Below are 12,834 nucleotides of genomic sequence, written 5' to 3' on the forward strand. Positions count from 1 at the left end.
CCAAATAAACCGCATAATTAATAAGCCATTTTTATAGTCGCTAAGATATTAAAGGATGTGTCAAAGATGCATACCCCGATCGGGGTAAAACCTGTAGCAGGATCAAAAGAGTGGCGGGAAGCGTGGCAAAAACGGGCTTTTGCTCACATTTCAAATGGTTATAAACATATTTATATAGCGATTAATTCACCAGAAATATTTCTGTTGGTTTGCTCTCTCATCAGAATTTAACACTAAAAGAGCAGGTAAAATCATCTGAATGTTCTTTAAGTTATTCATAAAGCAAATTAATAAATCTGATGAATATGTTAACCTTCAGCGACATCATCGGTGAAAACCTATAAATGAAGAAGGAAAGCAAAAATGAAGACCATTCTACCTGCAGTATTGTTTGCCGCTTTCGCCACCACCTCCGCCTGGGCGGCAGATAGCGTCCAGCCACTGGAAAAAATCGCGCCTTATCCGCAAGCTGAAAAAGGCATGAAGCGTCAGGTGATTCAGTTAACCCCGCAAGAAGATGAATCTACCCTGAAAGTAGAACTGTTAATCGGTCAGACGCTGGAAGTCGATTGCAATTTGCATCGTCTCGGCGGGAAGCTGGAAAGCAAAACGCTGGAAGGCTGGGGCTATGATTATTATGTCTTTGATAAAGTCAGTTCCCCGGTTTCGACGATGATGGCCTGCCCGGATGGCAAAAAAGAGAAGAAATTTGTCACCGCGTATCTGGGCGATGCTGGAATGCTGCGTTACAACAGCAAGCTGCCGATCGTGGTGTATACGCCAGACAATGTGGATGTGAAGTACCGCGTCTGGAAGGCGGAAGAGAAAATTGACAACGCGGTAGTTCGCTAAACTGCTGTGAAGTGCGGCACCCCGTAGGTCGGATAAGGCGGTCACGCCGCATCCGACATCTAACGCCCGAGCCGGTTGACTGATGCGACGCTGACGCGTCTTATCTGCATACGCCACATCCGGCATACCATGCCGGATGTGGCACATCATCACAACGCAATATCCGCCACTTCTTTTTGAACGGGTTGCGGTTTCAACTGCGGTTTCGGCGTACTATCTGCTGCCTGCGGCTTGTCGTATTTCAGCCCCAGCACTTCGCTGGTGTACTGCAACTCGCGCTCCGTTGCCGCTACATCACCGTTCAGCTTGCGTCCATAAGACGGAACGATCGCTTTCAACGTAGCCTGCCATTGCGGGCTGGAAACGCGATCACCAAATACTTTTTCCAGCAGATCCAACATAATCGGCGCGGCGGTTGACGCCCCTGGCGATGCCCCCAGCAGCGCGGCAATAGTCCCTTGCTGGTCACTGACGACTTCGGTACCCAGACGCAGTACGCCACCTTTCTCTGCATCACGCTTGATAATCTGCACGCGCTGCCCCGCTTGCCACAAACGCCAGTCCTCTTTTTTCGCCTGCGGATAGTACTCTTTCAACGCTTCAAAACGATCCTCTTCACTCAACATCACCTGACTCACCAGATATTTAACCAGATCGAAATTATCCAGCCCGACGTGCATCATCGGCATCACGTTAGAGGTGGTGGTGGAACTCATCAGATCCCACAATGAACCGTTTTTGAGGAATTTGGTTGAGAAGGTGGCAAATGGCCCAAACAGCACGACGCGTTTACCGTCCAGAACACGGGTATCGATATGCGGAACCGACATCGGTGGTGCGCCAACGGATGCTTTACCGTAAACCTTCGCCAGATGGTGATTAACCACGTCCGGGTTTTCCGAAACAAGGAACTGACCGCCCACCGGGAAACCGGCGTAGTCTTTCGCTTCCGGAATCCCCGATTCCTGTAACAACTTCAGCGCCGCACCGCCCGCGCCGATAAAGACAAATTTGGCGCGGATGTTCTGTGCAGTGCCGTTTTTCAGATCGGCAACAGTGACGGTCCAGGTGTTATCGTCATTACGCTTTAGGGCGCGGACTTCGCTGCTGAGTTGCAGCGAAAAATTAGATTTCTTCTGCAAGGAAGCAATTAACTGGCGGGTGATCTCGCCATAGTTCACATCAGTACCGATTTCCGTACGCGTGGCTGCCACTTTCTGTTGCGGATCGCGCCCTTCCATCACTAACGGTGCCCACTCTTTGATCTGCGCGTGATCTTCAGAGTAACGCATACCACGAAACAGCGAGCTTTGTTGTAACGCGGCGTAACGGGCGCGCAGGAAATTGACGTTATCCTCGCCCCAGACAAAGCTCATATGCGGAACGGTATTGATAAATGAACGCGGAGTACGCAGCACGCCGCGCTCGACCTGGTGTGCCCAAAACTGGCGGGAAATCTGAAATGCTTCGTTAATGGCGACTGCTTTTTCAATACTGATGCTGCCATCGGCGTTTTGCGGAGTGTAATTGAGTTCCATCAGTGCAGAATGCCCGGTTCCGGCGTTGTTCCAGCCGTTCGAACTCTCCTGCGCGACACCCTCCAGGCGCTCCACCATGGTCATCGACCATTCAGGCTCCAGCTCGCGTAAATAGGTCCCCAACGTGGCGCTCATAATGCCGCCGCCAATCAACAGTACATCAGTTTCCTGCTCCTCGGACGCTTTCGCTTTTGCCGCCATCGAAACGGCATTAAGCCCCACGGCCATTGAGAAGAGCATGGCAGTCACTTTTTTCATCTTGTTAATGCCTTACTTTTAGTCGCTTTATTGCAGGTGAGATTTGCGCGGCATCAACGGTAACACTTAAGTAACAATATTTAAATAATGTTTATAAATTATATTCTAATTTTAGAAACATTATAATTTCGTTGATTAATTATAGGGTTATTAGAAATGAAGGGATTTTTAGCATATTGACCTAGCGACAGCAGTCCGCCAGGTCAGCGTCGTAATATTATGCCGTCCGGGCAACGGCATCACGCGAAGCAGCATCGCGCTCTTCGCCTATCAGCTCGCTAAGTTGCCCGTTGCGCATTTCCAGCAGGCGGTCGGCGTGGATAAAGTAATGATCATCATGACTGATGGCGAAAATAGTTTTACCCATCTCCTGCATCAGCGGCAGCAACACCTGATAAAACTCACGACGGAAGTGTGGGTCCTGATCCGCCGCCCATTCATCCAGCAGGATAATATCGCGTTCTTCTGCCAGCGCCAGCAACAGCGCGACGCGTTTTTTCTGCCCTTTCGATAACTTCAGGTTAACAATACGCCCGTTGCTTAACTCAAGCTTATGAGCCATTTTCAGTTGCGCCAGCCACTTCTCAATCAGTTGCGGGTTAGCGGGTTGACCCTCCGGCCCCAGCAGTTGATCGAACAGCCAGACATCGGTAAACACTGCCGAAAACAGTTTGCGATAATCTTCCGGTTGTTCGCCGCTGACAGGTTTGCCATCCAGCAAGATTTCGCCGCTTTGTGGCTGATACAAGCCCGTCAGCAACATCGCCAGCGTCGATTTTCCGCTACCGTTGCCGCCAATCAGAAACAGCAGCTCGCCACGTTTGATGGTGAGATTAATCGGACCAACGGAAAACGCGTTATCCTGATAAGCAAACGTCACGTTACGCAGCTCCAGCGTTTGCCAGTTGGGAAACGCCTGCGGGCGCGGAAACTCTGCTTTGAAAGGCGCGAGCGCGAATTTGTTCAGCTTGTTAAACGCCACCTGCGCCGTCAGCAGCGTCGGTAATGCGCCAACCGCCGAAAGCAGCGGCGTACGCAGGAATAACAGCGTCAACGAATAGGTCGCGGCAACGTTGGTATCAGCCCAACCGAGACTGTTCGCCATCCAGAACACCAGGCCGATTGCGCCCAGCATCATGATGTTTGACCAGTTCACGGCACTAAGATGGAAGGTGTCTGCGCGGATAATATGATGGCGATACTCTTGCGCATCAGGAGTGTAGAGGTTGTTAAACACATACTCGGCGCGTTCACGGTTCAGAGTCAGCTCTTTGCGCCCTTCGAGTACGGTTTGAAAATCCGTGTACAGCTTATCTTCGGTTTCACGCAGGGTCGCCATATGTTTGTACACCCGCGCCACCAGCACAAAACCGCCCCAGATGGTGATCGCCATCCAGATAGCCGTTACCAGCAACATTTTGCCCGACAGCATCCACAGATACGCCGCTGAACCGATAGTGAGAATGATCCCCTGCACCAGTTCCGGCAGACGCACAAAAGCAATGGTGATATTGCGCACATCGCTGGTTAACCCCGCCAACAACGAGGCGCTACCAAGTTGTTCAATGCGCTCAACATGGGTATCCAGAATCCGCTTGATAAATTCACTACGCAGTCGGTAAACGAAGTGATGCCCCAAAGTGGTGAGCGCCAGTTGCGATCCGAGAGTGACTGCCATCAACAGCAGCAATAATCCCAGAAACTCCGGCAACACCAGCAGACTGGTATCCGCCGTTTCGATAAGGCGCTGATTGATAAAAGCAATTAAGCCAATGCCTAATGCCGCACTGGCGAGGCTTAGCGCCATCACACTGATAAATGGCCAGCGATACTGCCGCCAGACAAGTACAAGAAGTTCCATGCAGAAAACCCGGACAATGAATTGCAGCCCGCAGTTTAAACATCTTCGCGCACACAGCAATAATAATTCTTATTTTTATTCTTTTTTACCTGCCTGACGGAATGTCAGGTTGTAGCGGCAGTCGGTGGTGAGTGGATGAAACCCCGCTTTCAACGGTTGAATGCCATGATAAAACAGCCGCGATTCACCGCCCCATACCACCACATCGCCATGTTCCAACAACAAACGTTTTAGCGGATCATTTCGTTTCAGGCCGCCAAATTGAAAAATCGCGGGTAAGCCCAGAGAAACAGAAACAATCGGCGCGCGCAGATCCGGTTCGTCTTTATCCTGATGCAGCGACAGTTTCGCGCCAGGAGCGTAGCGGTTGATAAGACAAGCATCTGGCTGGAAATCTGGATAGCCCGCCGCCGTAGCCGCACGTTGACATAAATTATGAAAACTCTGCGGCATGGCGGGCCACGGTTTATTTGTTTGCGGATCAATGGGCGAATAGAGATAACCTTGCCGATGGGTCGTCCAGCCCAGATGCCCACAGTTGGTCATCGCCACCGACATGGTATATCCGCCTGGAGTGACCATCTGGCGAAACGGCGACTGGCTGGCAACATCATTAATATCGCGGATCAGTTGCTCCGCAGCGTTAAAAGCAAAACGCCGTAAAATTACCGCACCAGCCGCCAGTGGCTCTTGCCACGGTTCAGCATCGGCAAACAGATCCAACATTACCTCTCCTCATTCTCAGCTTCGCGGCGCAGCAGTTGCGCTTTACGCGACACGCCCCAGCGGTAACCGGAAAGTGTGCCATCACCACGGACCACCCGATGACAGGGTATTATGATAGCCAGCTTGTTGGCGGCACAGGCGCTGGCAACGGCACGTACCGCTTTCGGTTTGCCGATGGCGTTCGCCAGTTGCTGATAACTGACGGTTTCACCACAAGGTATCGTGCGCAGTGCCTGCCAGACTTGTTGCTGAAAAGCAGTGCCGCGAATATCCAGCGGTAACGTCAGCGGCGTATCGCGTTGATTGAGGCTGGCGATCACTTCACGCACATGTTGCTGAAACATCAAATCGGCAGGCGCGTTGTCGGCAGCGGGAAACATCTGCTGCAACTCGCTGATTAGTGTCGCGTCATCATCGCCCAGCAATATCGCGCAAATCCCCCGCTCGCTTTCTGCCACCAGGCAACGGCCCAGCTCACAATCAGCCAGCGCGTAACGCACCGCCAGATTTTCGCCACCGTGACGGAATTGTTTAGCCGTCATGCCCAGCGTTTCGTCGGCTTTGCGGTAGTAACTGCTGCTGTCGGGGAATCCGGCGTTAAGAATAGATGTAGTCACGCTCTCCCCTTTCGCTAACGACTCGCGCAAACGGCGAGCGCGCCAGGCCTGTTGCCAGGCTTTCGGTGTCATCCCGGTGGTGGCTTTAAACAATCGATGCAGATGGAACGGACTCATCGCCACCTGATCGGCTAAGGCTTCCAGCGTTACAGGCGTTTCCTGTTCCAGAAGTCGGCAGGCGTGGGTAATTTTATCCAACCGATGTTGCTGGGCATTGGCTTTGTCTGGCTGACAACGTTTGCAGGGGCGAAATCCGGCGGCGAGTGCCTCGCTGGCATTTGCGTAGAAGGAGACATTTTCCCGCAAGGCATGTCTGGCGCGGCAAGACGGACGGCAAAAGATACCCGTGGTGCGCACGGCGAAAACGAATTCGCCGTCGGCATTCGGGTCGCGGGCTAAGACAGATTGCCAGCGTTGATCGTCAGTTAAGCATGTGGCGTTTTTCATAATCAGCTCCCTGGTTAAGGATAGCCTTTAGTCTGCCCGGTCACCATCACGCAAAAACCAACAATCTTGCGCTTTAATTTTTTTCGCTGACAAGGAAGCTTTTAAACTGTGGTGACATCCAGGTTTTAAAGCTATCGTCTTCTTTGGTGATCATATAAACCGCCAGCCCTTCCCGGCGAACAACCTCTTTGGCTTTCTCCGGCCCGAGTACCATCAAGCCAGTATCCCAGGCATCGGCTTCCAGCGCCGTCGGAGCAATCACCGTCACGGATACCAGATTGTGTTCGATGGGACGCCCGGTTTGCGGATCGATAACATGGGAAAGACGTTTGCCGTCCAGTTCGTAATAGTTACGGTAGCTGCCAGAGGTGCTAATGCCATGACCGTTGATATCCACCACGGCCTGAACCGCATTTTCTTTATCAGTTGGTTTTTGAATCGCTACCCGCCACGGCTGGCCTTCACCGTTCATACCACGGCTGTTCAGCGCGCCGCCCACCGATACCAGATAGCGGGAAATCCCTTCCTGCTCCATCAAGCGTGCCAGGTGATCCGCCGCATAACCTTCACCGACAGTGGAGAGATCGACATATAAATCCGGCAGGTCTTTTTGCAGATATTGCTGATGCGACTGATTAATGACCGACAGGTGCTGTAAGCCGGTTTTGGCTTTCATCGCATCGATCTGTTCCTGGCTCGGAATTTGAACCGGCTGTTGTTCCGGGCCAAAGCCCCACAGATTCACCAGCGGCCCGACGGTTATATCCATCGCACCATCGGTCCTTGCGCCAATGCGCAGCGAGGTGGTGACGATATCGGCCATCGCTTCACTTACCGGCCACGGCGATAAACTTTGCGAGTCGTTAAATCGCATCAGCGCGGAATCTTTTTTATAGGTCGAAAGCAGCTGATCGTCGGCGTCCAGCTGGGTCTGAATCTTTTCTTTAAGTTCGGCACTGCGTTTGGCGTCAATGCCCGGAATGCTGGCACGCCAGAAGGTACCCATGGTTTTGCCTTCAAGAACGGTAACTTCAGTAGCGTGGGTTTTGGCGGGTTGTGTTTTTTGATCGCAACCAACAAAGAAGAGCGCGGCAGCCAGCAGTGCCACGCGGGTAAAGCTTATTTCCATACGTGATTATCCTCATGCGAACGGTCGCAAGAGTACACCAAAAAACTGTGTTTGTACGCTGAAAACAATGAAAAAAGGGCCCGCAGGCCCTTTGTTCGATATCAATCGAGATTAGAACTGGTAAACCAGACCCAGAGCTACGATGTCATCAGTGTTGATGCCAGCGTCACGGGTGAAGCGGTTGTCGTCCAGCAGGTTGATTTTGTAGTCAACGTAGGTGGACATGTTTTTGTTGAAGTAGTAGGTCGCACCAACATCAACATATTTCAGGATATCTTCGTCGTCGTAGCCACGACCCAGGTTTTTACCTTTAGACTGCAGGTAAGCCAGGGACGGACGCAGACCGAAGTCGAACTGGTACTGAGCAACAGCTTCGAAGTTCTGTGCTTTGTTCGCCCAACCCAGGGAACCTACGCGAGTTGCGTTGTAGGTCTGGGTGTACTGAGCAGCCAGGTAGATGTTGTTAGCGTCGTATTTCAGACCACCAGTGTAGGTTTCAGCACGGTCGCCAGTACCGATCAGGCCAGTGTTGTTCTGATCCCAGGTACGTTTGGAGCTGGAAACTGCAGCACCGATACCAAAGCCTTCATAATTGTAAGTAATAGAACCACCAACACCGTCACCGTTCTGCTCAAATACATCATCACGGCCATTAGTGGTCATACCTTCGCCATGAGCACTACCGTTTTTACCCTGATACTGAACAGCAAAATCAAGACCGTCAACCAGACCGAAGAAGTCGGTGTTACGGTAGGTCGCGAAACCGTTACCACGCTGCTGCATGAAGTTATCAGAATCGTAGGTATCACCACCGAATTCTGGCAGTACGTCGGTCCAGGAAGTAACATCGTAAACAACGCCGTAGTTACGACCATAGTCAAAAGAACCAACGTCCTGGAATTTCAGACCAGCGAATGCCACACGGGTCCAGGAACTATTGTCACTTTCAGGTTCGTTACCTTGAATCTGATATTCCCACTGACCATAACCGGTCAGTTGATCAGTAACCTGAGTTTCACCTTTGAAGCCAAGACGCATGTAGGTCTTGTCGCCATCTTTAGAGTCGTTATCGGAGAAATAGTGCAGGCCGTCAACTTTACCGTACAGATCTAATTTGTTGCCGTCTTTGTTGTAAATTTCAGCAGCGTTTGCTGCGCCTGCTACCAGCAGAGCTGGGACCAGGAGGGACAGTACTTTAACTTTCATGTTATTAACCCTCTGTTATATGCCTTTATTTGCTTTTTTATGCCACTGCATACTGATTAACCCTCATTAATCAGTCGGCAGGTCCATTCTCCCCAAAAATGCAGAATAATCCAACACGAATATGATACTAAAACTTTTAAGATGTTTCATTTATCGCTATAGATGTTTCAAAATGTAAATTCAAGGGAACTTTTTAAGATTATTGCGGAATGGCGAAATAAGCACCTAACATCAAGCAATAATAATTCAAGGTTAAAATCAATAACTTATTCTTAAGTATTTGACAGCACTGAATGTCAAAACAAAACCTTCACTCGCAACTAGAATAACTCCCGCTATCATCATTAACTTTATTTATTACCGTCATTCATTTCTGAATGTCTGTTTACCCCTATTTCAACCGGATGCCTCGCATCCGGTTTTTTTTACCCTTCTTTACACACTTTTCATTATTCTGTGCTACCACAGAAAAACTATAACGCTTGTTAACTATTTCACAAATAATTAACATCAGCATAATTTCCAGCAATCTTCGTTTATTTGCAATTAATTTCGTTGGGCTTTTTGTAGGTTATTTGTACAGCAAAATGGCGCTTGTACATCTATTTTCCCCAATGCAGGATGATAAATATCACGGGAGAATAGAGAATCATCAATCAGGTAAGAGTCTGGAATTTCACACTGTACCCTTTATACTGCCCTATCACTTCGCGAAGTTTTAACAGGTCATAAACACGAATGCGTCAGAAAGAGACAACGGCCACGACCCGCTTTTCACTCCTACCGGGGAGCATTACCCGCTTCTTTTTACTGTTGATCATTGTGTTACTGGTGACGATGGGTGTAATGGTACAAAGCGCCGTTAACGCCTGGCTGAAAGATAAAAGTTACCAGATTGTCGACATTACCCACGCTATCCAAAAGCGCGTCGATACCTGGCGTTACGTGACCTGGCAGATCTACGACAACATCGCTGCAACGACTTCACCTTCCACCAGTGAAAGTTTGCAAGAGACGCGTCTGAAACAGGATGTCTACTATCTGGAAAAACCGCGTCGCAAAACAGAAGCCCTGATCTTTGGTTCTCACGACAACTCAACGCTTGAGATGACCCAACGAATGTCTACTTATCTGGACACATTATGGGGCGCAGAAAATGTACCGTGGTCGATGTATTATCTGAACGGGCAGGATAACAGCCTGATTCTTATCTCGACCCTGCCGTTAAAAGATCTCACCTCCGGATTTAAAGAATCGACTGTCAGTGACATTGTTGATTCTCGTCGCGCGGAGATGCTGCAACAGGCTAACGCCCTGGATGAACGTGAAAGTTTTTCTAACCTGCGCCGTCTTGCCTGGCAGAACGGTCATTATTTTACCTTGCGTACAACCTTTAACCAGCCGGGACATCTGGCAACGGTGGTTGCATTTGATCTGCCTATTAATGATCTAATCCCGCCAGGGATGCCGCTGGATAGCTTCCGTCTTGAACCAGAAGCAGGTACTGCGGGTAACAATAATAATGAGAAAGAAGCAACGGATAGCGTCAGCATTAACTTTAATAGTTCGAAGATTGAAATCTCTTCGGCGCTCAACTCCACCGATATGCGGCTGGTCTGGCAGGTTCCTTACGGCACTTTACTGCTGGATACATTGCAAAATATTCTGCTGCCACTGCTGCTGAACATTGGTTTGCTGGCGCTGGCGCTTTTTGGTTACACCACCTTTCGCCATTTTTCCGGGCGCAGCACAGAAAGCGTTCCCAGCACCGCAGTGAATAACGAACTGCGTATCTTGCGGGCAATAAATGAAGAGATTGTGTCACTGCTGCCACTCGGTCTGCTGGTTCACGATCAGGAATCGAATCGCACAGTTATCAGCAATAAGATTGCCGACCATCTGCTGCCGCATTTGAATCTGCAAAACATCACCACCATGGCAGAACAGCATCAGGGGATTATTCAGGCGACCGTCAATAACGAGCTGTATGAAATTCGCATGTTCCGCAGCCAGATAGCGCCGCGTACGCAAATCTTCATCATTCGCGATCAGGATCGCGAGGTGCTGGTGAACAAGAAACTCAAGCAGGCGCAGCGTCTGTACGAGAAAAACCAGCAGGGCCGGATGGCCTTTATGCAAAACATTGGTGATGCGCTGAAAGAACCCGCACGGTCACTGGCGGAAAGTGCGGCTAAACTCAACTCCCCGGAAAGCAAACAACTGGCAAATCAGGCTGATGTGCTGGTGCGCCTGGTCGATGAAATTCAGCTAGCGAACATGCTTGCGGACGATAGCTGGAAGAGCGAGACCGAGCTTTTCTCCGTACAGGATTTAATCGATGAAGTGGTTCCTGCTGTGCTACCGGCAATGAAGCGCAAAGGCCTGCAACTACTGATTAACAATCATCTGAAAGCACACGATATGCGCCGTGGCGATCGCGATGCTTTACGCCGTATTTTGCTGCTGTTGATGCAATATGCCGTCACCTCAACGCAACTGGGGAAAATTACCCTTGAGGTTGATCAGGATGAATCCTCTGACGAACGTCTGACTTTCCGCATTCTGGACACCGGAGACGGTGTAAGCATTCATGAAATGGATAATTTACACTTCCCGTTCATCAACCAGACCCAAAGCGATCGCTATGGCAAGGCGGACCCGTTGGCATTCTGGTTGAGTGATCAACTGGCGCGAAAACTGGGCGGTCATTTAAATATTAAAACGCGGGACGGGCTTGGTACACGCTACTCCGTGCATATCAAAATGCTGCCTGCAGACCCGGACGTTGAAGAGGAAGAGGAACGTTTACTGGATGATGTCACCGTGATGGTGGATGTAACTTCCACAGAAATTCGGAATATTGTCACTCGCCAGTTAGAAAATTGGGGTGCAACCTGTATCACACCCGATGAAAGATTAATTAGTCAGGATTATGATATCTTTTTAACGGATAATCCGTCTAATCTTACTGCCTCTGGCTTGCTTTTAAGCGATGATGAGTCTGGCGTACGGGAAATTGGGCCTGGTCAATTGTGCGTCAACTTCAATATGAGCAATGCTATGCAGGAAGCGGTCTTACAATTAATTGAAGTGCAACTGGCGCAGGAAGAGGTGACAGAATCGCCTATGGGTGGAGATGAAAATGCACAACTCCATGCCAGCGGCTATTATGCGCTCTTTGTAGACACAGTACCGGATGATGTTAAGAGGCTATATACTGAAGCAGCAACCAGTGACTTTGCTGCATTAGCCCAAACGGCTCATCGTCTTAAAGGCGTGTTTGCCATGCTAAATCTGGTACCCGGCAAGCAGTTATGTGAAACGCTGGAACATCTTATTCGCGAGAAGGATGTCCCAGGAACAGAAAAATACATCAGCGACATTGACAGCTATGTCAAGAGCTTGCTGTAGCAAGGTAGCCTATTACATGAACAATATGAACGTAATTATTGCCGATGACCATCCGATAGTACTGTTCGGTATTCGCAAATCACTTGAACAAATCGAGTGGGTGAATGTTGTCGGCGAATTTGAAGATTCCACAGCACTGATCAACAACCTGCCGAAACTGGATGCGCACGTGTTGATTACCGATCTCTCCATGCCTGGAGATAAATACGGTGACGGGATCACCTTGATCAAATACATCAAGCGTCATTTCCCAAGCCTGTCGATCATTGTTCTGACCATGAACAACAACCCGGCAATTCTTAGCGCGGTACTGGATCTGGATATCGAAGGGATCGTCCTGAAGCAAGGCGCGCCTACGGATCTGCCAAAAGCCCTCGCCGCGCTGCAAAAAGGCAAGAAATTTACCCCAGAAAGCGTATCTCGTCTGCTGGAGAAAATCAGCGCCAGTGGTTACGGCGACAAGCGTCTCTCACCTAAAGAGAGTGAAGTACTGCGCCTGTTTGCAGAAGGTTTCCTGGTTACCGAGATTGCTAAAAAGCTCAACCGTAGCATCAAAACCATCAGCAGCCAGAAGAAATCCGCGATGATGAAGCTGGGTGTCGAGAACGATATCGCCCTGCTGAATTATCTCTCTTCTGTGACCTTAAGTCCGGCAGATAAAGAGTAATCTCCCGACAGGCCAGATAAGCACCGACCGCCGGATGCGGCGTAAACGCCTTATCCGGCCTACAAATCCCAATATTTCGATACATTACACAAACGCAGGCCTGATAAGACGCGCCAGCGTCG

10 protein-coding genes are annotated in these 12,834 nt (G+C 49.9%); 4 read left to right on the forward strand and 6 right to left on the reverse strand.

Annotated elements, in window-relative coordinates:
* Positions 1 to 66 precede the first annotated feature (66 nt).
* Positions 67 to 231, forward strand: a complete 165-nt coding sequence (yojO, locus tag WC5_RS25950) for a protein YojO (RefSeq protein WP_001296837.1) — start codon at positions 67 to 69, stop codon at positions 229 to 231.
* A 132-nt stretch (positions 232 to 363) separates the two neighbouring features.
* Complete coding sequence (eco, locus tag WC5_RS01850) at positions 364 to 852, forward strand: serine protease inhibitor ecotin (protein ID WP_000849207.1); 489 nt, start codon at positions 364 to 366, stop codon at positions 850 to 852.
* A gap of 149 nt (positions 853 to 1,001) precedes the next feature.
* Here eco and mqo read toward each other — a convergent pair whose 3' ends face one another.
* The 6 genes from mqo to WC5_RS01820 form a co-directional block, all read right to left on the reverse strand.
* A complete protein-coding gene (gene mqo / locus WC5_RS01845; protein WP_000758074.1) occupies positions 1,002 to 2,648 on the reverse strand; it encodes a malate dehydrogenase (quinone) in 1,647 nt (548 codons plus the stop codon).
* Positions 2,649 to 2,865: 217 nt separating this feature from the next.
* Entirely contained in the window at positions 2,866 to 4,509 is a 1,644-nt protein-coding gene (yojI, locus tag WC5_RS01840; protein ID WP_000422190.1) for a microcin J25 efflux ABC transporter YojI, read from the reverse strand.
* A gap of 75 nt (positions 4,510 to 4,584) precedes the next feature.
* Positions 4,585 to 5,235 carry a DNA oxidative demethylase AlkB gene (gene alkB, locus WC5_RS01835; protein WP_000884972.1) on the reverse strand — a complete coding sequence of 217 codons (651 nt, stop codon included), beginning with the start codon at positions 5,233 to 5,235 and terminating at the stop codon, positions 4,585 to 4,587.
* A complete protein-coding gene (gene ada / locus WC5_RS01830; protein WP_000786358.1) occupies positions 5,235 to 6,299 on the reverse strand; it encodes a bifunctional DNA-binding transcriptional regulator/O6-methylguanine-DNA methyltransferase Ada in 1,065 nt (354 codons plus the stop codon). Before ada ends, alkB begins: the two co-directional genes overlap by 1 nt.
* 73 nt (positions 6,300 to 6,372) lie before the next feature.
* Entirely contained in the window at positions 6,373 to 7,428 is a 1,056-nt protein-coding gene (gene apbE, locus WC5_RS01825; protein ID WP_000406118.1) for an FAD:protein FMN transferase ApbE, read from the reverse strand.
* Between the two features lie 111 nt (positions 7,429 to 7,539).
* Positions 7,540 to 8,634 carry a porin OmpC gene (locus WC5_RS01820; protein ID WP_000865539.1) on the reverse strand — a complete coding sequence of 365 codons (1,095 nt, stop codon included), beginning with the start codon at positions 8,632 to 8,634 and terminating at the stop codon, positions 7,540 to 7,542.
* A 738-nt stretch (positions 8,635 to 9,372) separates the two neighbouring features.
* On the opposite strand from WC5_RS01820, the gene rcsD reads away from it, so the two are divergent.
* Together rcsD and rcsB are read left to right on the forward strand one after the other, a co-directional pair.
* Positions 9,373 to 12,045 (forward strand): phosphotransferase RcsD, encoded by a 2,673-nt coding sequence (gene rcsD, locus WC5_RS01815; protein ID WP_001249152.1) that lies wholly within the window; start codon positions 9,373 to 9,375, stop codon positions 12,043 to 12,045.
* 16 nt (positions 12,046 to 12,061) lie between these two features.
* Positions 12,062 to 12,712, forward strand: a complete 651-nt coding sequence (rcsB, locus tag WC5_RS01810; RefSeq protein ID WP_001516743.1) for a response regulator transcription factor RcsB — start codon at positions 12,062 to 12,064, stop codon at positions 12,710 to 12,712.
* Positions 12,713 to 12,834 lie beyond the last annotated feature (122 nt).

The organism is Escherichia sp. KTE114 (assembly GCF_000407765.1).
Taxonomy (GTDB): domain Bacteria; phylum Pseudomonadota; class Gammaproteobacteria; order Enterobacterales; family Enterobacteriaceae; genus Escherichia; species Escherichia ruysiae.